This window comes from Peribacillus sp. R9-11 (assembly GCF_031345095.1).
Lineage (GTDB): Bacteria > Bacillota > Bacilli > Bacillales > DSM-1321 > Peribacillus > Peribacillus butanolivorans.
In genome coordinates, this window is record NZ_CP133764.1 from 124,530 (window position 1) to 146,700 (window position 22,171).

General features: G+C 35.2%; 21 protein-coding genes. 4 read left to right on the forward strand and 17 right to left on the reverse strand.

The window, feature by feature from the left end:
- Positions 1-5 precede the first annotated feature (5 nt).
- Together RE409_RS28375 and RE409_RS28380 are read right to left on the reverse strand one after the other, a co-directional pair.
- On the reverse strand, positions 6-998 hold the full coding sequence (locus RE409_RS28375) for a substrate-binding domain-containing protein (RefSeq protein WP_201184191.1): 993 nt from the start codon (positions 996-998) through the stop codon (positions 6-8).
- Between the two features lie 2,305 nt (positions 999-3,303).
- A complete protein-coding gene (locus tag RE409_RS28380; RefSeq protein ID WP_201184195.1) occupies positions 3,304-4,197 on the reverse strand; it encodes a LysR family transcriptional regulator in 894 nt (297 codons plus the stop codon).
- 560 nt (positions 4,198-4,757) lie between these two features.
- Here RE409_RS28380 and RE409_RS28385 point away from each other — a divergent pair.
- Entirely contained in the window at positions 4,758-4,916 is a 159-nt protein-coding gene (locus tag RE409_RS28385) for a hypothetical protein (RefSeq protein WP_201184200.1), read from the forward strand.
- 905 nt (positions 4,917-5,821) lie between these two features.
- On the opposite strand, the gene RE409_RS28390 is transcribed toward RE409_RS28385, so the two are convergent.
- From RE409_RS28390 to RE409_RS28410, 5 genes are all read right to left on the reverse strand, one after another.
- Positions 5,822-7,201 (reverse strand): hypothetical protein, encoded by a 1,380-nt coding sequence (locus RE409_RS28390; RefSeq protein ID WP_309559587.1) that lies wholly within the window; start codon positions 7,199-7,201, stop codon positions 5,822-5,824.
- 439 nt (positions 7,202-7,640) lie between these two features.
- Positions 7,641-8,735, reverse strand: a complete 1,095-nt coding sequence (locus tag RE409_RS28395) for a zinc-dependent alcohol dehydrogenase (RefSeq protein ID WP_309559588.1) — start codon at positions 8,733-8,735, stop codon at positions 7,641-7,643.
- Between the two features lie 305 nt (positions 8,736-9,040).
- Positions 9,041-10,285, reverse strand: a complete 1,245-nt coding sequence (locus RE409_RS28400; RefSeq protein ID WP_309559589.1) for an MFS transporter — start codon at positions 10,283-10,285, stop codon at positions 9,041-9,043.
- A 493-nt stretch (positions 10,286-10,778) separates the two neighbouring features.
- Entirely contained in the window at positions 10,779-12,059 is a 1,281-nt protein-coding gene (locus RE409_RS28405) for a Rieske 2Fe-2S domain-containing protein (RefSeq protein ID WP_309559590.1), read from the reverse strand.
- 24 nt (positions 12,060-12,083) lie between these two features.
- Complete coding sequence (locus RE409_RS28410) at positions 12,084-12,221, reverse strand: hypothetical protein (protein WP_309559591.1); 138 nt, start codon at positions 12,219-12,221, stop codon at positions 12,084-12,086.
- 101 nt (positions 12,222-12,322) lie between these two features.
- Between RE409_RS28410 and RE409_RS28415 the strand changes: the two genes are divergently transcribed.
- Positions 12,323-12,565 (forward strand): Rossmann-fold NAD(P)-binding domain-containing protein, encoded by a 243-nt coding sequence (locus RE409_RS28415; RefSeq protein WP_201184214.1) that lies wholly within the window; start codon positions 12,323-12,325, stop codon positions 12,563-12,565.
- A gap of 186 nt (positions 12,566-12,751) precedes the next feature.
- Here the strand turns inward: RE409_RS28415 and RE409_RS28420 are convergent, their stop codons facing one another.
- The gene (locus RE409_RS28420) at positions 12,752-12,994 is read right to left on the reverse strand and encodes a hypothetical protein (RefSeq protein WP_309559592.1); all 243 of its coding nucleotides are present in this window, start codon (positions 12,992-12,994) and stop codon (positions 12,752-12,754) included.
- Positions 12,995-13,286: 292 nt separating this feature from the next.
- On the opposite strand from RE409_RS28420, the gene RE409_RS28425 reads away from it, so the two are divergent.
- Both RE409_RS28425 and RE409_RS28430 read left to right on the forward strand, forming a co-directional pair.
- Entirely contained in the window at positions 13,287-13,436 is a 150-nt protein-coding gene (locus tag RE409_RS28425) for a PLC family EF-hand domain-containing protein (RefSeq protein ID WP_309559593.1), read from the forward strand.
- A gap of 54 nt (positions 13,437-13,490) precedes the next feature.
- Positions 13,491-13,658: an aspartyl-phosphate phosphatase Spo0E family protein gene (locus RE409_RS28430; protein WP_309559594.1), complete on the forward strand. Its 168-nt coding sequence runs from the start codon at positions 13,491-13,493 to the stop codon at positions 13,656-13,658.
- Between the two features lie 722 nt (positions 13,659-14,380).
- Here the strand turns inward: RE409_RS28430 and RE409_RS28435 are convergent.
- The 9 genes from RE409_RS28435 to RE409_RS28475 all read right to left on the reverse strand — a co-directional run bounded on the left by RE409_RS28435 (position 14,381) and on the right by RE409_RS28475 (position 21,999).
- Positions 14,381-14,782 (reverse strand): type II toxin-antitoxin system death-on-curing family toxin, encoded by a 402-nt coding sequence (locus RE409_RS28435; protein ID WP_309559595.1) that lies wholly within the window; start codon positions 14,780-14,782, stop codon positions 14,381-14,383.
- 1 nt (position 14,783) lies between these two features.
- Positions 14,784-15,029 (reverse strand): AbrB/MazE/SpoVT family DNA-binding domain-containing protein, encoded by a 246-nt coding sequence (locus tag RE409_RS28440; protein ID WP_309559596.1) that lies wholly within the window; start codon positions 15,027-15,029, stop codon positions 14,784-14,786.
- Positions 15,030-15,371: 342 nt separating this feature from the next.
- Positions 15,372-15,605: a glycoside hydrolase family 18 protein gene (locus RE409_RS28445; RefSeq protein WP_309559597.1), complete on the reverse strand. Its 234-nt coding sequence runs from the start codon at positions 15,603-15,605 to the stop codon at positions 15,372-15,374.
- Positions 15,606-15,785: 180 nt separating this feature from the next.
- Complete coding sequence (locus RE409_RS28450; RefSeq protein ID WP_309559598.1) at positions 15,786-16,103, reverse strand: hypothetical protein; 318 nt, start codon at positions 16,101-16,103, stop codon at positions 15,786-15,788.
- Positions 16,104-16,387: 284 nt separating this feature from the next.
- Positions 16,388-17,122, reverse strand: coding sequence for a carbon-nitrogen hydrolase family protein (locus RE409_RS28455; RefSeq protein ID WP_309559600.1), 735 nt, complete (start codon positions 17,120-17,122; stop codon positions 16,388-16,390).
- A 546-nt stretch (positions 17,123-17,668) separates the two neighbouring features.
- Positions 17,669-18,766 (reverse strand): GerAB/ArcD/ProY family transporter, encoded by a 1,098-nt coding sequence (locus RE409_RS28460; RefSeq protein WP_309559601.1) that lies wholly within the window; start codon positions 18,764-18,766, stop codon positions 17,669-17,671.
- Between the two features lie 14 nt (positions 18,767-18,780).
- Positions 18,781-19,860 carry a Ger(x)C family spore germination protein gene (locus RE409_RS28465; protein WP_309559602.1) on the reverse strand — a complete coding sequence of 360 codons (1,080 nt, stop codon included), beginning with the start codon at positions 19,858-19,860 and terminating at the stop codon, positions 18,781-18,783.
- A gap of 26 nt (positions 19,861-19,886) precedes the next feature.
- Positions 19,887-21,422 carry a spore germination protein gene (locus RE409_RS28470; RefSeq protein ID WP_309559603.1) on the reverse strand — a complete coding sequence of 512 codons (1,536 nt, stop codon included), beginning with the start codon at positions 21,420-21,422 and terminating at the stop codon, positions 19,887-19,889.
- 403 nt (positions 21,423-21,825) lie between these two features.
- A complete protein-coding gene (locus tag RE409_RS28475) occupies positions 21,826-21,999 on the reverse strand; it encodes an SRPBCC family protein (protein WP_309559604.1) in 174 nt (57 codons plus the stop codon).
- Between the last annotated feature and the right edge of the window lie 172 nt (positions 22,000-22,171).

The following is a 22,171-nucleotide window of genomic DNA, read 5'->3' on the forward strand; positions in this document are numbered from 1 at the left end:
TTGTTTTAAAGTGTGTATGCTTCCAACGTTGATTGGGCAAACAATTCCTCCACGTTTAAACGATTTTTAATCATTCCTTGCTCATACGAATACGTTACAGCCGCCTCCAATGTTTTTCGATTATTCTCCAGCCCATACGGCCAGAAATCTTCTCCCATTAATTGACGGGTATTTTCCCATTCCGAAACAAACCATGGCAAAGTGACCTTTAAGGCCGCCGTTTGGTTAAAACCGTCATATACTTTTTGCTTGGCTTCAACAAAAGCCTGATAAAGATTGGCTGCGACCCATGGATGCTCTTCCAAAATTTCATCTTTAATTGCAACGACATGCATGATCGGAAAAATGCCTGTTCGTTCGTAGTAATCTTTTTCGACAGATCCATAGTCTGGAAACAATCGCTGTACATGAGGCGAACCATTTAAAAAACAAGAAGGTGCCCTTGGAGCGATCAGTGCATCGATCTCTCCAGATTCAAGCATTTGATTTAAGGTTTGTTCGTCATTTATTGGTTGTATGTTAATATCTGGTGGCAACATGAGTTTGATTTTTTCAACACGCCCCGGCGCTTCCTGTCCTCCTGTATACCATTTCATTTCAGATGGATGCACACCATAATCATGATGTAAAATACCGCGAATCCAAAGGCAGGCCGTCAGCTGGTATTCAGGAATTCCAACATGTTTCCCACTTAAATCGGCTGCTTCTTCAATACCAGAATGCTTATTAATATAAATACCGGAATGGCGAAAAAAACGAGACATAAATACAGGGATAGCGGTGAAGTTAGGATAACCTCGGTCTTTTGCAATTAAATAAGAGGATAGCGATAATTCGGATATATCAAATTCCTGGTGACGCATCATTCTCCAAAACGTTTCTTCAACCGGCATATTCAGCCAGTTTAAATCAATACCTTTTGCCTGGACAGTTCCATTAGTTAACGGTTGAATTCGGTCATAATCCCAACACGCAAAACTTAAATTTAATTTCGACATATATTTCATCCTTTCTCTTCCCTGTTTATAGCATTATTATGACCCGGATTCTTTCTAATCGAAACAATGAATTCTTCTATGCGGCACAGTTTTGATTTTTTTTAAGAGAATATCTATTTTGTCTTCCTCTACTTTGTGCTAACTAAGCATTTTTCAGCAAGAAATCCATATCCTGCATGAATAGCATCAACAGATGACATTGAGAGATTTAGTTTCAATAGTCATAAATACATATATCTGCTAATCTAGTAACCTGTACATCATCCAAGTAACCAAGCCTTTTAGATATGCTTTTCTTTTTCAACTTTTTGTTGTCTTAAGTTTCAGCTAGGCTTTCCATTCTCTTTTAAATACGATTCTTGTTACTAATTTTGGATTACTCGGGATTCCGAATTGATACTTTGTAACTTGTCGCGGAGATGGCTGAAACCGCTCATATCTAAGTTCTAGAAGATAGTATGCTTTCTATCTCAACCTACTCCCAGTTCGCCTAATTCGATGAATTATACCCTCTCTGTCATTGGACCGATTCACCATACGAACCCTGACACTCAATTACTAAGTAAAACAACAAGCTGTCGATATTTCTGAGAGCCTTAGTTATTGGAAAAGATAATACACAGAATAGAGGAGAAAAATACAGTCCATGTAAAGTGGGAGCAGGAAGCACCCAATAAGGGTGAATTTTTAACCTTTAACAACAAATGGAGATTTGAGCTGATATAACCCTTTACCAGTCTCAACTTCTACCTCGATGAGCAAGCAAAAGCAGGCGTCTCACAATCATTGCTATCACCTGTGCTGCAACTGTTACTCTATAATTTTGAATCTGGTATTACTCGGGATCTTGCCACATTCTATAATTGGGCCGGCCTTGCTAGACTGACAAAAAGAACACCCTGATAGGCTTTTGGGAAGAAGCAAACGCACAAAATGTAATTCTATTCATTCACCCGCTATTTTCCGAAGACCCACGCCTAAAACGGGGAATGCTGCCAAACTTAATTGGTGTACCATGGGAAACAACCGTCTGTGCTGCTGATATCTTGTTAAGCGACCTGCTTGATATGTAGATGTAAAAATCCTGATCGGACATGGTGGCGGATTTCTGCCGTATCAAATTGGCCGCCTCACCAAAGGGTATAAAAGATGGACACAAGTTTCCTCTGCCCTGAGTGCTCCGCCAACTGAATATCGAAAAAATTTTGGTATGACAATGTACTATGGAACGAGACAAACCAAGCTTATCTACCGAAACGTCGGAGCAAAATGAATCCTGCCCTGCTCTTACTTCCCTTTTAATCTATGTACCTGTCCACCAGCTAATTAACATGAAAAAGCTGTAAACAGTTTGATCAACTTAGAAAATGCACATAAATAATAATAAAAAGGCGCCATCCCTTTTTATTTGGTGGATGACGCCTTTTTTCATGGAAATATTTATAATTTAATGGTACATATGAAAATTATTCACTTACACTTTTAAAGCAATCTATATTAAGTAGGACATATCGTCTTTGTGTAAAAGAATAATAGAAGACCCGCACTTTCGAAGAACCCTCAAGAACTTTAAAATATCTATAACTGATTTTCTTTTTCGACATATAGCTTAATGAATTCCTAATCTCTGAGGACGTTTTGAAGCATCTGCGCTATTTCTGCTAGAAACCTAACAGACTCTTTAATGGACTCTTTTGTCGGATGAAATTTTGATTGCAATGACCTGTTGTTTCAAAATATCAATTACCGCTTGATTGGGTACAGGTTTAAAGAATACGACGGAGATGCACAAACCCAAAAGAGTCTACGTGTTCTCTCGGAAAATCGACATAAGGTTAGATCCAATGAATAGTAATTTACTGTTCTGGCTTTTATTATCTACTTTCATATCACTTTTTTGCTAAGTATTGGAAACAACTATAGAATCCGAGGAAATTTACAAGGTTACTTGAATAAATGATAAAAGTGTCACAATAGATAATGAAGAATAAGTTTTTCTTTTAAGAAGTTTTCACTCAGAACCAAACATGAGCCTCCCAGCCCATCCGGCTCTCATTATCAAGCCCAGGCAATCGCTTCGTTTCTCCTTCGCAACCCAACCCAATATATTTGGCACACCATATGTCACTATTTCCACATTGGATTTGTTTTTTGAACAGTCTCCTCAATATAAGTCCGATAGGGATATGGTCAAAAATTGAATATTAATAGTACTAATGAAACACTTTATTTAAAATTGTGTTTTTTTTCAGACAATTGTATTTGTTTTCGTTTTAACTTAAGAAATCAGATTTCGTAAAGGTTTTTATAGCTGCGAAAAAATTCCTTTAGAGGTTTGTATAATTGCTTTTTTAATATTTTGAGGTAATTCAGAATGTAAGAATAAGTATATTGGGGTTGGTGGGAGAGATTTACTAAGAGGAACTTTATAAAGTTTTCCATTCTTTATTTCTTCTTTTACAATAATCTCTTGTAAAAAGGCAACTCCCAATCCTTTACGAACCATCATTTTTAACCATCCCACATTATTAATTTCTACTTCTTTATAATCTTTCAAACGATTTTTCTCTAGAAATTCACCTATGATCTTAGTGGTAACAAACTCACGATTGTACACAATAATACGTTCGTTCTCCAAATCTGACGGTACAATTTTATCTAGCTTTGTAAGAGAATGGTCAGGTGCACAAACAAGAATATTTTGTTCATTAGCTATCTTAATTACCGAAAGATCTGGATGGTTCTCTTTCGTATGATGGTAAGCAAATCCAATATCAATTTTACCAGCGCTAATATCTTCAGCGAGTTGCTCCGTCGATCTAATTTCTATTGGAAATTCTAAGCTAGGAAAGCAGTCATATAAAATTTTCAATATTTCTGGCATTATTTCTACACCCATATGATCTGTACAAGATATTTTAATTTTTTGATGATGTAGAGGTTCCTCTTTAACGATATTTTGTGATTTCTCAATGAGGTGAAGGACCTCATGAAAATAGGGATAAACCTTTTTACCGGAATGGGTCAATGTTGTTTTCTTGCCATTTACTCTTTCAAATAACGTACTATTGAGCTCCTTCTCAAGTTGTTGAATACGAACACTGATAGTAGGTTGACTAATATATAGAGCATCTGCTGCAGCTGAAAAACTACCTTTTTCTACTACCATTAGGAATGCTTCAATGTTCTTTAATTCCATAGTTGTTTTTTCTCTCCTTATTTGCTAATAACACTAACCTATTAATAATCTTAATACATAACACATAAAACTACTAATTTAAATTTTCTTTAAATTGAGAATAATTCAAAAACAAAAGGTTAAAGGTACTAAAAAATAAATGATAGAGTTAATAAAGGTTTAAATTGTGTGAGAAAGGCATGGTGAAAAATATAAAAAATAGGAGGATAAGTATGATAAAAAATTTTTACTTAGTGGTATTTGTAATCGTTATCCATTTGTCTTCCTGTAGTCAGAATACAGGACAAGCACAAAATGAAGATTCAGGAGAACATTTTGTTTAACCTATTAGCAGAAGTTTCTAGGTGTAGCTATAATTATTATATTTCTCTTAACTTTCCCGAAATCGTCTTGGGGCACCCTCGTTTATTTTCTTGATTCTAGAAGCCAATAGTTATATCCTTGTATACCTGTTATTACTATTCTCTGTGTTGTCACTGGCTTGTTTAAAAGTAATAAGGGTAAACTAATAAGTAAGACCTTCCCTTCTTTTATGAAATATATATAAGGAAATCGCTCTTATGTTAGAAGGTAAATACCTCCAAACACCTACAAAAGGATCAATTTTTATGTTTATTGATTATTATAAGGACCAACTATTTCTACCATCGGATTTAGAAGAGTTGGTTCCAGAAAATCATATTCTTCATGGAAAACCGATGGTAGAGATGGAGTTATGATTATTTGTATCCTTGTTCCTTCAACACTAGTCAAGAGGATTGTCACTCACATAATATTTCTACTAAGATACCCTTAGTGAATGACCCTCCCTACTGTTTGGCTACGTCCCTTCACACGCTTTAGAAAGGGAACTTCTTTCCAAGGATCGTTAAAATTTTATTGTAAAGAGAGAATTTCCTTGTCTAATAAACAACTAATTTCTAATACTTCTGAAAAAGATATTCCTTAAATTTCAGCAATATAATACATTTTTACTCTAGCTATGGGTACTATTAGTCAATTCCAGAGCCTTGTTCAACATCATATAAAATCTCCCCTTACATTTTATAAATTAATTTACTAATTAGAATGTGCGAAATTAAATTCCATTCATACCAGAGACTATAGAATTTAACATAATAGAACTATATAACCATATAAATCAGCCACTTAACCATTTCCCATGCCTGTATAGATCCCTCAGTTCCATTAAATAAACTAGAATATTGAGAAGTAGGGTTCTCGTAAAAAAATCAAATAACACATCTAAACGGACGTAACCTAATAAACGCGTCCGTTTTCCCTTTATTTGTAATTGAACATTTTATAATAATCTTTCATGATAAAAACGGTTCTGCCGCGAAACTACTTTCAGATTTATATGATTCTACAGGTCCAAGTTTGATAGTTTTTTATTGCATCGGAACCGACCAGGCAAATCCTGTTTCATCATCCAGAGTAAAAGTGAAGTACATTTTTTTCTCTGCAGATGATTTTTCTTGACTGGAGGTTGTATTAGCAAGTTAATTACCTTCACTGGTGATTAACCTAAAATACACACATTAAACTTAAACTATCCAGCCGTTTAAACGTCATCTTTCTCATTTTCCATACCCCTTAAGTAATGTGCTTCGCGATTGTAAGACTAAATTAAAAAAACAGAAATAGTTAAAATAAGTGAAAAGGCAGCCGCATACAACAGACTCCATCCGGCGATGCGCATCGGCCGCACATTAATGATGGATGACATAAGGCCGAGCGTCCCACTAAACGGTCCCAAGTAAAATGTCAAAACAGCACCGCCCAAAAAAGCCACCGCTATCTGTTCCGGTGTTATGCCAAGAACATCTGGTTTTAATGATTGGGCCAACAAATTTACAACAACAATTGGATGCATCCCTATAAACGAGAAAAGCAATGTAAGAAACGGGAGAGTGATCAAAAATAGATGAACACCCACCATTTTATCGTATTGAACAAACAGCTGGTTCACCAAAATGTCATTTCCTGAGTAGTGAAGAGCCTGCACAAAAAAACCAGCACTTAGAAAGATTGAAAACGATTCACTCATATCCACTATTTTGTGAGTAAAGTGGTGTTTTACACCCGGCCAATAATCGGTACTTTTTCTTAGTAAAAGGCACCATATCCATGCGAAAGGCAAGGTTAAAAGGGTAACGCTCACCACTAAGCCAAATGAAAAAATAGCATCCACGCTAACAATTAAAAATAAAAGTAAGACAATCGCAAGGACAATTTGACACATCTTACGGTAGAAAAGAGGAGAGGCTTCAACCGCTGCAACCTCTTTTTGATCAACACCGGATTGTTTGACACGTTCCACCAAAGTGAAAATAAGCCAATTAAACCCGAGTGTAACTAAGCTGATGCATAATAGTGCAGGAAAAATATTCAGCCACTCCACCTTCGTTACATAAAGTACCACGCCCAAAATGCCGGATAAAGGTGTCCACATAATAGGCAAAGAAAATCCCTGAATAATACTGCTGGCCAGAAAGCGTTCAGGCTTTTTAATAGGCCATGAATCCACCGTACTTTTCACACTGGCGTGTGTGATCGGAACAGCCGCCATATTTAAAAAACAGCCTAGAAAGTATGATAAACCCGTTATCGTTCGGTATAAGTGAGAAGATGAATGGATCCTCCCCTGAAATAACTGTTTAAAAACCTCTCTGTACCCGCCTGCTTGTATCGGTATAGACAATAAAGGAACGATTGCAAAGAGGGAGAGTAAATAAAGCATGTCTCCATAAAGCTTCACGTAGGATAAAAAACTAATTCCTTTACTTCCAACCATTAACGTCCCAAAAGTCAAAAATATAATAGACATCACTCGGGTAAAAAAATTACATGATAGGAGAGAGAATACAATAGCAAATATAGAAACAATTGACAATATAAAACCTAATCCTTTAAACGGAACCAGTTGAAAGACAAGAAATAGAACTACAGCAAGTGTTAAAATAATACGTTTTCCATAAATCGAGAAGCCTTGTATTTTCATCCAGTCATCCTACAAAGGGAAATCACCGACTTCCCTAGTAACCTTTCTATTAAATTTTCCAGTCTTTTATTTCTTTGGGCTGAGTGTTCGACAAGGTCAGAATCATTAAACCGCCCTTTTTCCTTGAACTTAGGCAAGCCATCCATTGATTCTGGTGCAAAACTCAGATAGCAAAATCTAAATAAACATTAACTAATACATGCATCTGTTTAGGGTATACTTTCATTGTAAAACATATCTAAAACGTCTGGAATTTAAGCTATATTTTCGTTCATATTTTTAAACATTCGAGATTTACATCAGAGCCAGCGTACGTATTTCCATATATATTAAAAAATCTATTAATTTTTATACGCTAACGATTCCCCTTACTTAATTGAACAATGTAATTACTAGAAAAGCTCCTTTGTCAAAAGGAGCTTTTCCGGTTGTTTATTATTTACATCCATGGAGAGACGGTCACTAATAACCGAGAAGAGTCTATCTCTCCTGCAGCGGTTCTTAAAGCCAGGTCAGTTTCGATTAATTTATAATTATGGGAGTTCATGATAGCAAGAGGGAATTTTCCGGAAGAGATGAATTCTACCGCCATCTGTACCGACTTATAACTATGTCCGCGAACCCCTTTAATAGTTAAAGTTTTGTTGTAAATTATATCCAGATCGAATTCGTTGAAACGTTGGTTTTTCAAAGCTCCTAATAGAACCGTGCCTCCCGTTTTAGCAACTTCTAATGAAGAGACAACAGGATCAGTTCCTCCGCTAGTTACATCAATAACTAAGTCAGCCATTTTCCCATTAGTAATTCCAGAAACCTTTTCAATTAGGTCCTCTGAACTAACATTAACCGAATAGTCAGCGCCTAATTCTAATGCCAACTTCAAGCGTTCAGCACTACTATTTCTTCCAGTAATAATTACCGTTTCAGCTCCAGCTGCTTTTGCCGCTAAAGCACATGCAAGCCCTTGTTGACCTGGACCTTGAATAACAACTACATCACCAGGACCTACTCCTCCTACAATCCTCATCCATTCAAATCCGTTAGATAAAGGCAATGTTAATGCTGCCTCAATAGCCGGAACATGTGAAGGAATTTTGTGGATTACTGCATTAGGATGTAGGTACATATATTGACTGAAACCACCATAAAGCGATGGTTCAATAGCAATTGGAGTAGCACCATATCTTATTCCATTAACTCTTGGATTCGTGTTGGAACATAAGCGATATAAACCTGTCCGACATAGCTCACACTGACCACAAGGGATATACTCTTCCATGACAATACGATCGCCTTCTTTAACTCCCCAGCGTTTAGAGGCCAAATCACCAATTCTGTGTATATGACCCACTACATGATGACCTAAAATCATTGGTTCTTTTAAATTATTGTAATAAGAAACATCGGTTCCACAGACACCAACAATCTCCACCTTTAAAATACCTGTATCTATCTCGATATCCGGTAAAAGAATTTCTTGGATTTCTGTATGTTTTGTATCGGTTGCTACCGCTGCTAATACTTTTTTTTCCATAAAGTCCACCTCAATAAAAGTAATGGTTTCCACTTATTACTTCACTCTACAGAGATGTAGAGTTCTATACTTGATTCCATCGTTAATAAACAAATATTACCAACCTCAATTACCCTACCAATATTTACATATTTCGATAATCAAGGCTAAATCAGGACACCAGAACCCAATAACAGGGCCAGATCGTTTATCCTTATTAGACAAAAACTAACCTAAACTTCAGAAAATAGAAAAACTTATTCATTGGGTCTATATTAATAACACTCTTAGGTCTTAAACCTATTTTTTTATTTAAATTAATAGGTTCAGCGAACATTCATCATTTGAACTTCTTCTACACTATTTTGCTTAATCTTAGATTCCTTTTTCTCCAGTTTAATAAACAAGAATATCAATGCTCCTAAAAATGGCCCAATAGCCATTGTAGCAAAACAATAAAAGTAATTACCCGTCGCATCAATTACAGCACCTACAGCTAATGGCGAGAGCATAGCACCTAATTGCCACATTGCATTTACTACGCCCGATGCTGTTCCCAATAGTCTTTTTTCTACCGAATGACCAATTACAGTATTCAAAACAGGGTAAAATGCATAGCCTAAAATACCCATCACTGGAATTAGCAGATATAACAACGAAAGATTTTTATTTAGACCAAACCATAATAACACCGGGCCTAATAATATAAGGATCCAAAATGTAAGAGCTTTACGATCATAATAGTCTGATAAAATTCCTGTAACTGGTTTAGAAAATAATGCTGCAAATCCAAAGATAGACATAAATAGACCAGCTTGGACAAGAGAAAGATGCAGAGATTTATTTAAATACGAATTAGCCCACGTTGCCGTTGCCATAGTAGCCCACTGCCCACCAAAACCTGCTATGCCTGTTAACATTAGATTCTTATTTTTAAATAGTGACAAAATATCACGACTAGATACTTTATTCCTATTACCTCCTTTTAAATTTTGAGAAATAGGAGTGAGTTCCTTAAGAAAAAAGAATGCGATAACTAGTCCTATCAAAGGAAGGATACCTGAAACATAAAATGCAGATCTCCAACCAAATCCATTTGCCATTGTAGGAACATACAAGTTTACCAATGAAACAGCTAAAGAAGTAGCTGTCATAAATATTCCATTAGCAAGTCCACGTCTATTTTCAGGAAACCAATCATTTATTACTACAAGACCAGCAGAAAAAATAGCCCCGGAACCAATTCCTGCAACAACCCTGGTTGCAATTCCTATTTCGAAACTAGGTGCAACTCCTGTTAGAAATGTAAACAAACCAATTATAGAAAAACAACCTAGTAAAACTTTTCGATAACCATATCGATCAATTAAAAAACCACCAGGAATTTGTGTAACAACATAGCCAATATAGAAAGCTGTCATGTAGCTTCCAGCTTGAGCAGCGTTTATACCCAAGTCACCTGAAGCTATCGGAATAATTGGAGACCACGACATTCTACTTACATATGAAAGTAAATATGCCAACCACGCAATCGATAGAGCGACAAAAGCTGATTTCACCTTCGTATTCATCTTTTCTTATTCCCCCTATCAGTTTTTATATATAAAAAAATAATTAATAAAAATCTACACTTTATGAAATTTTTATTTTCCATAAAATCAAATTTCATTTTAATAATTATTATTGTAAGAGATTGCGCTTACATTTTTCGTTACTAATTTTTTGATAGAATAAGATTTCCTTATACAAAAGTTTCTCAAAACAATTTCATTTTATGAGGACACCCGGGGTGGATCCGTTACAAGCATTCCAAATTCAATAGTCATTTGCATTCTTCTCTCTTCATCTCTAGACCCTTTTAGAGCTCTCTGTTTAAATACGACGCAATTTCCCTCTAATACCCCAATGTGTTTTAGGTATCTTTAAAGAGTGGTTCTTGACACCAAAATCATCCCCTGTGTCGTAGGCGTAATTTGAATGCCTTAACATTCATATGTACTACAGGGGTGTTTAAAAGTTTTAAAATCAATTAGAAATGTAATTATAGATTGTTTACTTCATCTATTAAACAGCCTCGAAGTCCTTTTCACTTAGTTCTAAAGCCTCTTTTGCTCCTTCTTGAAAGGGAACGCCCTTTGGAAGTAAGACAGAAGCAGAACGAATTCTATGACTACTAGGATCCAAAGCCGGTAACTTTTCTCCGTTTTCTAGAGCCCTTACTGCTTTTAACAAACATTGTCGAGCCTTTATAATAGCTGTATCACTTGTTCCTAACTTTTCTTGTGATCGGTCAACAATTGGCCCCGCACTTACTTGAACTGCATGATCCTCCATACCTACACCAAATATACCAGCAAAAGATTCGCCTCTTTTTTGCATTTCTCGATCGATAAGGAAATCATTTTCTTTATTTCCTTTTGTACGGAATGTACCTGGTATCAGTGTTGGATGAATTCCGGCCCCAGACTTCATCTGTTTAATTTCCTCTTCTGTCAGATCACGATCTGGTGTCCAACTCCAGCTCCATACCCAACAGTTTTCATCATCAATAGGTACCCAAGCATGCCCTCCTCGTGGAGCCCCTGCAAACGGAGGTATCATGGAATAAAAAGGCATAAGAAACTGTGTAATCCTCCAATAAAAGTTGTCCTCATCAGCCTCTCTTCTTGCACCGATTAATAATCCATAATCGGTATCTGCAACTTCAAAGCGGGGCGCAGTATCTTTCGCTAAGAGTGATGTGCTGTTACTGTTTTTAGAAACTCCTAAACCTCCAACTGAACCGGAGTGAAGAATTGAAACGTGACTTGAATCAATTCCACCTTCTAAAGCTTGAAAAAAATTACTTTCTTGTATTTTTCTAGATAGATGGCGTTGACTATCAGAAACTAGCATCCATTCTTGTTCTGGTAATTCCGGTTTAGATTCAGTTGGTCCCATATATGCCCAAATAACTCCACCACGTTCCTCACAAGGATATGACTTAATTTTAACTTTATCCTTAAACTTACTTTCTGGCGGTTCAGAAGGTAAATCTACACAATTGCCTTCAGTGTCGAATTTCCACCCATGGTATGCGCATCTAACGCCACAGTCTTCATTCCGACCGAAAAAGAGAGACACTTTACGGTGTGGGCAGAATTCATCAACTATTCCAAGTTTTCCATTTGTATCACGAAATGCGATTAATTCCTCACCTAAAAGCTTAACTCGTACCGGTGGACAATCCGGATGAGGAAGTTCCTCTGCTAAAAGTGCTGGGATCCAGTATTGTCTAAGCATATCCCCCATACGTGTTTCAGGACCAGTTCTTGTCAATAAATAATTATCATTACTAGATAACAAATTAATTCCCCTCCTAGGTTTCATTTATGTTCTATTTTCATTTTCGGATATAACTAAAGCGTTTTCAAATTGATTCTTTTTATCTGTCTCATAGAAAATATTAATAGCTTTATTAGCATGGCTGGCCATATTAGTTTTTTTTATAGGCTCAATTAAAATCATCAATTTGTCGGGTGTTAATTACACGTATATAATAATAAGAAAATTGGGAATATTAATTTACTAGTTTATATTTATAGTTTTTAGGAAAGAAGGTTAAAATTATGAATGATAAAGAATTTGAACAATTAATTTTAAAATGTTATAGCAATAAAACAGTTGCAATTCTTGGATATCAAGATAATGGAGGACAGCAACGAGCGAATTTTCTTAGAAGTCACGGAATTGATGTAGTCATTGGTCTCCGAATTGGTGATGAAAATTGGGAGTTGGCTAAACAAGATGGCTTCACCGTATTACCGGTTTGGGAGGCAGCTGAATTGGCTCAAATAGCTCAAGTATGGTAATAAATTTAAAATAACTGTTTAAAAGTATGGAAGATAAATAACACTAACAACAATATTGGAAAAGAATACAAAATTAAAAATCTGTAAAAATAAAAGAAGTGGATTTGTTATCCACTTCTCAGCTTGTAGACAAAGTCCCTTTTTAGGGGCAAGTCTATAAGCTTATTTTGTATAATAAAGATAACATTACTTTTGTGGGGGATTCGTTCGACTTGGAAACCTTGGGATTTCGGAAACAATGATTCCGCCAGTCGTCCGACTTATATTTCGAAAGCAAGTTTCCGTCTTTTCTTCGTCCATGTACGGTGCTTTTAATTCCGTCAGCTCATCGAGATTAAGCAGAAACCCCGGCTCATCCTTACTTATCTTTTCGCTGCCTGGCGTTTCCCCTATCAAAGCATTGCGAAGGTCTACCGTCTTAAAACCCATTCCGGACGGACAAGACGCCCCTCAAAAGGGAGCCTTTTAGGCACCCTTTTGTATGTTCAGTAATGACGAGAATCGTGCTTCCTTAATGACCGATCACGCCATAAGGTAGATCAAGAAATTGGAGGAAGTTGGACGCAATCAGAATCATGATTACGGTAATAGAGAAAATAACGTATTGTTTGATGATCCTGTTCATTTTCTGTATAACCAGCTGAGAAAAACCTTTTTATAATCACATAAATGTAATATACAGTTAATACTATAACTATTTACCTAAAAAGGAGTGTTACTCTTGAACGAAATAATTATTCCTTTTTATAATGAACTTGGTCAATTAATAGAAGATTATTACAGAGGCGATGATTTAATAGTTAAAGGACAAATACAATTTGATATAGTACTGTTAACTGATGCTATTTTGGCTTGTTTTCAATCAGGATAATGATGATTCGTTGTGATTAAACTCAATTCTAAAACCAATTAACAGGAGAAAATAATGAGCTCAGAAGAATCACTATCCCATAAAATAATGAAAAGTAAGATTGATTGCTTGCGGGCTCAATTGATTGTAATCGGAGTTTTAAAAGGACTTTCTCATCCCGATACGATTAAAATTAGTCAAGAGTTAGATGAGTGGTTGTACAAATATCAAAAAGTTAATTAAACTGAGCTTTTTAAAAATCTCTCTAAGAAGGCAAACTATAATATATATCGTTTTTCTTAAATGGTAGTAGAGTTATCAAAAGATGAACAAAATTACCGAAGATTCCTGCTCCACTTACTACTTCACTCTGCTCTTTGTCTTGCTCTTTAGTATATCGAATGGACAATTTTCCCCTCCTATTTTTAATGGCAATCGTTACTTTACATGCATTTTTCACCATAACTTTTGATAAGCTTCTGGAGTAGGTCTAATATATCTCCTTCTTCAACTCCCTCAGTATGATCACTATATCTCTCGAATACTCACTTATTCGCAGGATTAAAAAATACAGACTTCCAGATATGTTTAATAATATAAAAAATTTATTAAGTAAAGTGAATAACGTCTTATACAGCTTTCTATGACCAAAGGAAGTGCTACCTATTGTTATAGGTAGCACCTTATCATATTTCACTGGAATTTCTTGAATAAATCGAGAATTGCTAGTTCAATTATGACGGGTTTATTAAACTTCTGTTTGTCTGCGAACCTAAAAAAAGATGATGTTTAATGTTGTTACATCTAATTCATGTATGTTTACTTAGCCTCTTCTTTTAATAAAGAATTCCAAAGCCCAGCATGAATTTGCAGCTTATCATCATCTTTATATTTTTCCAATGTTATAAAACCAACCTTCGGTAAAGACCAAATTGGCTTAAATGCTACAGGAATCTCGAACCCTTTTATAAAGCCTTTATGTTCTCTTGGATGATTCTTGAGATAGCTTTAAAATCATACTTATGGTTGACGACATCTACAACAAAGTCCTGTTCTTCTTCTATTCCCATTATCCATTGATAATGATTGATCTTCAGAAACATAATAAGGGAAGCGAGTGCTGTCCTCTTGTTTGCATTGTGGAACGCATGATTTTTTGAAATGGATTCAAATAATGCTGCAGCCTTTTCATGAATAGATGGGTAAGCATCATTCTCGAAAACAGTTTGTCTGGGTCTGTTCACTGCAGAATCAAGGAGACCAGGATCTTTCACTCCGATTTGTTCAGTAGGAGAATAAACTTTTATTTGAATGGCATTGATAGCAATAATTTGATTCGTGGAAAGATAGATAATATCCAACGTCATATTATCTATCCACCAATCCCTTGAATGCTTCGTCATGTTCTTTAATAACATCTGATAACATTTCCATAAATTCTGCATCTACACCTTTAGGTAATTTCACATTTTTATTTTTCCTTAAAATAATTTCTTCACCCTTGAACTCAACCTCTAATTCGTCTCCAAAAGCTAAATTTGCAGTTTTCAAGAGTTCAACTGGAAAAGTAATACCCAAGCTATTGCCAACTTTAGTTAATTTCCTAATTGCCATTATTCATTCCTCCTTCAAAAGAAAGTTATAATTATTATTACTATTATAACATTTGTCTTTATTGTTTATACTACTTTTATCTGGAATCTGTTATTTTTGATTAAACAAAAAAAGCTTGCAGATATAGACCCTAAAAGGGACCTTATTCTACAAGCTGAATCCGAAGGTTTTTCTGTTAAACTATTGATTAAAATGATATACATCCCAAATGTCAGGGGTTTCTGATCCAATGTACCACGCTGATACACCGCCTAAGTGATTTTGTTTTACCAGGTTAAGTCGAAGCCCGATCGATTTTTTATCTACTATCCATATTTGATGCTTTATCTAACTGGAAGTATATTACACATATTTTTGTAAGGACTTTTCATTCCACACCTTTTGAAGTCCATGAGATGTAATAATTCGGTCGACCTCAGCCATATTACGGTCATGACTTTTCACTATATTAGTCCATAAATTGGTTACCCATTCTCTAGTATAAAATGGTACAGCTAATATTATCTTATGGGCAGGTACTTCTTTCATTAAAAGATTAATTCCTTCATTGGTCCAAGGTATCGAGGAAAAGGGCATGGAATAATTACCACATCCTAAAAGGAAATCTTTATTTATCCGTAGGAACCATAAATGACTTCGCTTATAAACTTGTTTACGACAAATACAAATTTACAGGGTACAAACATGAAAATTTATTGCAATGAAAGTAACTTTCTTCATAACTATCGTTAATCCAAAATTACCTCATTATTTAGTTCATATTTCAGCTTTTTTCGCCTGGATCATTTCTTTGATTTTATCTCTAAACTTCTCATTCGTGAGAATATCCTGTGTGGTTGTTATGTGTCGCTTGGCATGTCTGGAGAAGTTAGTCGCTGCCAACCATTGACCACAATAAGGACATGGAAGCTGTGCGTCTACTTGCCATTGTGTCGTTACGAATCTATTTGCATTTGAATGACTTCTTTTCGCAACCTTATTGACTACCTTTGTATTCGTATCGACCACATCATCATTCATTTTGTATTCGTCTGTGATTGCTAGTTTACCGGATACACTTTCATTCCCTGTCATTTCACGTTCTACCAGCAGAAACCGCCTCACTTATAAGATAAACCCAGTTCGTCCAGTAACCTTTGAAATCCCCGTATAAGCCCTCTGGAATGCGTGCGTCCCTGTAACTCCATCTTGATTGCTCTTTTATCAGAAAGCTATAAATTTATTAAAATGATGTATCTGAAAAACTGCAAAGCCAAATTAAATAATGAATTCCTTCTTTTGTTGAATAAGCATCTGCTTAGGGTTATTTGCCGTGTTTATTTAATATTTCTTATCATGATATGTATTCGATGTCGAAGTCAGAAGAAATTAAGTCCATACTTTCTAAATCCCACTAAACTAAGTATTGCTGATTGTTTTGATTTATGTGTTAGTATTCGTACACCATTTTTTATATTCATACTTTCGGCATCCCAAAAGCTAACCGTTTCGTCTTCACCAATACGGTTACAGACTATTAAGGGTAGCCCTGTTTCTAAGGACCTTTGCTCCCATTCTCCCTCTGGACCATGTAATCCAGGTCCCCATGAAGATGGTGCTATTAACATGTCTGCACCTTTTACTAATAAATTTCCAGCTATTTCTTTGGTATATGCGTCTGCACAAATCACAATACCAACATTAATATCATCGATTTTTATTGGTTCTATTACATTCCCTGAACTTGACCAATCATCAATAAAACTATTAACTTTTCTTTGTTTACCTAAATAACCTTTATTATCTATAACAAATACCGAATTATAAAACTCTCCGTTATCCCCTTTTTCTGGAGTACCCAAAAAAACAGTGCTATTTGTAGTCTTTACAAAGCTACTCAAATCGTGCATCCAAGTGTAAGGTTGCCTGTTAATCCAACTAGTGCCAATTTTACGACTAAATTGAAGTCCACTAACACAAAGTTCAGGTGTTATTACCAAATTAGCATTCTTTTTAGATGCTAAATAAATGGCTTTTTCAATAAGCACGTTGTTGTGCTTCACATCGCCAGCAACAAGTAATAGGTGTAATAAAGCAATCTTTATTTTTCTCATAACAAATCCCCTTTACTTTAAATGTATTATTGATATGCTTTATAGTTAATAGTATTATAGACCTGAAATTCCTTAAATTGCCATGGAAAATAAAATCAACAACAAACTTTAACAGAGGCAAATTAAAAAAACTGGATAATCAAAAAGACTATCCAGACTTCACTTTACAGTAAAATGGTCGATCTTCTATTTACTAATCTTCAATTAACTCTGTTTTTATATTTTCAACAAGGCTAGATAAATGAAGCTAAATTCCTGTAATCAGTATTATGTAAACTAAATTTTTAGTCCGAAATAGGAGAAAGAAAATGGAGAAGATTCAATTGAAGTAGAAACGTGCGAAAGCTGGATAGTGCCGGATTATAACAAATGTTGAGGACTATAGGAATGTCCTGACTTCTTATTTCCTGTCGTTTAGATCCCCTGTATAGACGACCATTTATTTTATCTAAAAGGTAATGCCCTGTAGAGCCATTTTAAAATGACTCTTTTTCTATGAATGATTAAGTCCATAAGTGGGTGTATTCGTTGAAAATACTTTCTATCCTACTTAGTTATCTTATGCTTAATATGAATGTAAAAAAAGAGAAAAGGGATGTATAAATACACAAAATAGAAAGCAATGTTTGAATATATTTCATTCAATCGCTCTATTTGAATCTTCTCTTTGAGCACATTAGCTATAATAAAGAATAGGACCAGGACAATGAACAGACTTATACGTTGTTTCACATTTACTAATTTCTTAATACCACGGCATCCTGCCCATATTTTCACGCTGATATTGGGTAATACGAGAAGTAACCAAATCGAAACAACAATAAATTCTACTCTTTCTATTAGAGGGAATTTCGCAATTTTCATTTGAGTTATTGTGGGCCATATCGTATGGTTTAAATGCCCTTCACTAAAGAAGACAAATGTAATGAGTGCTATTATAAGATATAGTAAGCTTGAGAACAAAAGTCCAAAATGGGCCCATTTTTGTGATCTTTCTGGATTTTTTATGAATGGATAGAACATGAATAACGTCTCAAAGCCAACATACTGAAACAACATATTTTTAGATGATGATACGATTTCCTTAACAGAGTGATTAAAAATGGGTAATAAATGATTAAAATTGGCAAATTCTAATGAAAAAAAGTTAAGGGGAAACAGTATAATAAAAGGTATGATCGTTCCCCAGAAACACATTCCAGTAATCACGCGGAATCCACCGGATACAATGTAATAAATGAGGACTAGAAGAATGAGGCTTATTTGCCATGTCTTCATTAAGGGAAACAGCCAAACTTGAACAACCACAATATAAACACGGAAAACAATTAACGCTAATACAAGAAAGTAAAAAATCACAAAAATGTTGAATAGTCCGCCAATCCATTTTCCAAAGCAAAATTCGTGAACATGTATGACATCATTTTTAGTAATTCCAAGAATACGATAGATCATCCAAACTACTATATGAATGCTTAGACTTGATAAAATGATGGAAATCCATGCATCATAACCAGCGTCCTTCGTTATATCTCGTTGAAAACTCATGATTCCTATGCCAATAATATTCGAGTAGATCAGAAAAAAAACGTAAAAAGAAGGTACTAAATATCGTTCGTTGAGTATAGTGCTCACATGGTTCACCTCTAAAATTCGACTTATTCTTCAATACCCGTATTTAGGATTTTAACATTTGTATGTACAGTGGTTTTTAAATCAGGGTATACGTCCTTAAAATGTTGATAATCCCAATTTCTGGATGCAGCTCTAACCTTGTCCCCCAACCCAAGTGGATCTACTTTGTATCCTTGTAACAACGATATTAAACGTTGGACTTCTTCATTGAAGTTTTCATTTAAAATTTGTTCAAGTTTTAAGAGGTTTTTATTTGTGTCTAAATCATACCAAGATGGCGATTTTGCAATTTCTGCATTGATGGTTAAATCGATGAATATGCTTGGAATACTTTCGCTTTTACCAACCCTATATTTAGCTTTTGCATCCAGATTTTTCAATAAAATAAAACCTTTCTTTTGATTTTGTGTTATTTCGGTTTTGTATTGTCCATTTTGAAACCCATCAATTAAAGCTTTTACAATAAAGGACTGGCTTAAATTAATATGATTGATGTACTTATCCTTCTTTAATAAGGCTAACCCGTCAATTTTGATTTGACCTTCCTCCAGAATTAAGTAAGGTAAAAATGGATCCTTCCCTTCGTCATAAAGATTTGTCGTAAATACGTGTAAATTCATTTTTGGCAAATTACCACTTTCAATGTTGTGATTGATTTTATTACTTAAATGGAATGAAAGATTCGCATTTTTACTTGATAGAAGTATTTTTGCAGCTGTGAATTCAGCTATGCCCATCTGCATTCGACTCCCAGTAAACGGGTCTCTGCTAAAATTAGTTATAACACCATCGATCCCTTGTTTGGCAAATTCCTTGCCGAACAATACGAAATCTAATTTTCCAATTTCAATGGGATAGGGAGACTTTGCATTCATTCTCGGAAGAATATCTTCATATGAATCAGACATCGTAGTATAATCCTTTAAACTGGCTTTTCCTTTCTCCTCGAATGTAGGATAGATAACCGTTCCTTTAACTTCTTTGTTTTCTTCCATATCATATCCAAGGCTTTCAATAATTTGAACTTCATCAATGATCCTCTCATTTTCACACCCTGATAAGAAGAAAGTTAAGCTAAAAGTTAACAGAAATAATGATTTCATACTTCACCTCTACTATCCTTTTCTGATCATTCATCAAAATCACTTTTCTTTTTTTTGTGATTATGTGGATGGTACCTCCAAATTGATTTAGGTCGTAAATAACTTAGCCTTTTGGAAGTTTTGCTATAAGGGGAACGGATAAGGCTGTCCTTCATATCTTGAGGCCTAAAAGGATAGAATGGAACGATATAGGGTGTTCCTAATGATTCTAATCGTGTAAGGTGAACGATTAAAAAGGCTATTCCTATAACGATACCTAGTCCGCCCCAAATAGAAGCAAAGATTATTAAAGGAAAACGTAAAAAACGTATCGTGTTCGACATTTTATAAATAGGGGTAGTAAAGGAAGCTAGGGCTGATAAGGCTACTATAATGAGTAAGACATTGCTTGTAAGGGACGCCTCAACGGACGCTTGGCCGATAACAATACCGCCCACTATTCCCAATGTTTGTCCTACCTTTGTAGGTAACCGAACTCCAGCTTCACGTAATAGTTCAATCGTGAATTCCAGAAAAATCACCTCTAATACCGGCGGAAACGGGACATTATAACGAGAAAAACTAAGTGAACCGAATAAATCGTTTGGAATCATCTCGTAATGGTAAGTTATAACGGCTATATAAATAGATGTTGCAAAAATGGAAAAAAGGACACTGAATATCCGTATTAAACGGAAAAAAGATGCAATAATCCATGGTAGAAAGTAATCTTCAGGTGTAATAAAAAAATCTATTAACGTAGAAGGACCTGTAATGGCATAAGGCGACCCATTACTAAAAACAGCTACCTGTCCCATAATTAGAGCATGAACCGCCCTATCCACTCTTTCAGTTGAAAGAAGCAAAGGAAACGGTGTCAGGGAATTACCAGTTATTAATTGATGAAGCTGAGAAGTATCAAAAACGACATCAAAATCAATATCCTGAAGTCGTTGGGTCATGGTATTAACATGCTGCTCATTCGTAATTCCTTCAATATAAGCAATGATAATTCTAGTATGTGACGTAGAGCCAATGCTAATTTCCTTCGTGATCAAATCAAATGTATTAATTTGCTGCCTTAGTAAATGTATATTTACATCAATATTTTCAACAAATCCAATTTGCGGCCCGACAACACTATACTCATTTTCAACATTATTTTGTTCACGCAAGCCAGTTTTATCATTAGATAAGAGAATTAAAGCAAACCTTTGATCATTTTCCTTCATTTGAAGTATCGCATAACCTTTAAGTAACTTTGATTCGGCTTCGTTCATATTATCCGTAATCACAATGTCTTCTATTGCGATGATTTTCTTTATGTCATCAATTTTCTCTAGCCTGTTTAGTTCAAAAGGAGTCTCTCGGAAAACCAATAAAATTTTTAGTTGAAGTTGTTGTTGATCGATCAGTGTATTGTAGTAAGAAATGATTAAATGTCCCGATTCACCCGTAAGGGGAAATTGTTTGAAATCACTAGATCTTTTAGCTTTAGCAAACAGCTGGCCAATATCTTGTGAATTCACAGTTACAGCTTGTTTTTCTTTTTTATCTCTAAGCTTTCTTTTTTTGAAGAACATCTAATCACCTCCGTATTTTAAAGGAAATCATATCCTTCTTTATTATGTAAAATCATCCTCAAATTTATGTTAATCTGTGTTAAAATTTAATATTTAAGTCGAAAACTTTTATCCTCTCCAGTTTACATAATATAAATATAGCTTAGAGGAAGCAAAGGACCCTGATCCTAATTGATATGCCCCCCTTTGAGTAGGGGTAGCACAGCAAAACGCGAATTTACCACGTTAAAATTTTTTCAAAATAAAAAAGAGCCATCTCTTAGACCGTCGTTTGACAGTCAAAACACTAATGCTCCTCTCAATTTAACACCTAATTCAAGATACGCCTTTAAACAGGTCAATACATAAACCCAACCTTCTTTTTGTTCTAACAATTTGCTTATTAATGCATCATCATTTTCTTTCAAACCTTTTTCGTTAACTTCACTTCAATAATTGTGCCCTCATTATCCAACTCTTTCAGTATAATCTTAACAACCGTTTCTTCACCATATGGCGACCACAAGTACACGATTTTCTTATTTACTTCGCATTCCATTACTTTTATATCCGTTGTGAATTTCGCGCATAGCCCCATTCTACACAAAACCCTCGACAATTCTTATTTGCACCATCAAGGGTTTATCTATACATCATACGTAACTACGTCAGACTTAAACTGTACCGCCGTATACCGAACGGTACGTACTGTGGTGTGTGGGGCCGGAGGCTATTCGCCTCCTCCTACACGATTGCCTTTAAGGACGCTA

Excerpts from the sequence above, each read along its gene's own strand:
- RE409_RS28390 (WP_309559587.1), bottom strand. The coding sequence starts at position 7,201 with ATGAAAATACAAGGCTTCTCGATTTATGGAAAACGTATTATTTTAACA.
- RE409_RS28375 (WP_201184191.1), bottom strand. The coding sequence starts at position 998 with ATGTCGAAATTAAATTTAAGTTTTGCGTGTTGGGATTATGACCGAATT.
- RE409_RS28415 (WP_201184214.1), top strand. The coding sequence starts at position 12,323 with ATGAATGATAAAGAATTTGAACAATTAATTTTAAAATGTTATAGCAAT.
- RE409_RS28385 (WP_201184200.1), top strand. The coding sequence starts at position 4,758 with ATGTTAGAAGGTAAATACCTCCAAACACCTACAAAAGGATCAATTTTT.
- RE409_RS28400 (WP_309559589.1), bottom strand. The coding sequence starts at position 10,285 with ATGAATACGAAGGTGAAATCAGCTTTTGTCGCTCTATCGATTGCGTGG.
- RE409_RS28380 (WP_201184195.1), bottom strand. The coding sequence starts at position 4,197 with ATGGAATTAAAGAACATTGAAGCATTCCTAATGGTAGTAGAAAAAGGT.
- RE409_RS28420 (WP_309559592.1), bottom strand. The coding sequence starts at position 12,994 with ATGGGTTTTAAGACGGTAGACCTTCGCAATGCTTTGATAGGGGAAACG.
- RE409_RS28410 (WP_309559591.1), bottom strand. The coding sequence starts at position 12,221 with ATGATTTTAATTGAGCCTATAAAAAAAACTAATATGGCCAGCCATGCT.
- RE409_RS28430 (WP_309559594.1), top strand. The coding sequence starts at position 13,491 with ATGAGCTCAGAAGAATCACTATCCCATAAAATAATGAAAAGTAAGATT.
- RE409_RS28475 (WP_309559604.1), bottom strand. The coding sequence starts at position 21,999 with ATGGGGCTATGCGCGAAATTCACAACGGATATAAAAGTAATGGAATGC.
- RE409_RS28465 (WP_309559602.1), bottom strand. The coding sequence starts at position 19,860 with ATGAAATCATTATTTCTGTTAACTTTTAGCTTAACTTTCTTCTTATCA.
- RE409_RS28450 (WP_309559598.1), bottom strand. The coding sequence starts at position 16,103 with ATGACAGGGAATGAAAGTGTATCCGGTAAACTAGCAATCACAGACGAA.
- RE409_RS28435 (WP_309559595.1), bottom strand. The coding sequence starts at position 14,782 with ATGACGTTGGATATTATCTATCTTTCCACGAATCAAATTATTGCTATC.
- RE409_RS28395 (WP_309559588.1), bottom strand. The coding sequence starts at position 8,735 with ATGGAAAAAAAAGTATTAGCAGCGGTAGCAACCGATACAAAACATACA.
- RE409_RS28455 (WP_309559600.1), bottom strand. The coding sequence starts at position 17,122 with ATGAGAAAAATAAAGATTGCTTTATTACACCTATTACTTGTTGCTGGC.
- RE409_RS28440 (WP_309559596.1), bottom strand. The coding sequence starts at position 15,029 with ATGGCAATTAGGAAATTAACTAAAGTTGGCAATAGCTTGGGTATTACT.
- RE409_RS28445 (WP_309559597.1), bottom strand. The coding sequence starts at position 15,605 with ATGCCCTTTTCCTCGATACCTTGGACCAATGAAGGAATTAATCTTTTA.
- RE409_RS28470 (WP_309559603.1), bottom strand. The coding sequence starts at position 21,422 with ATGTTCTTCAAAAAAAGAAAGCTTAGAGATAAAAAAGAAAAACAAGCT.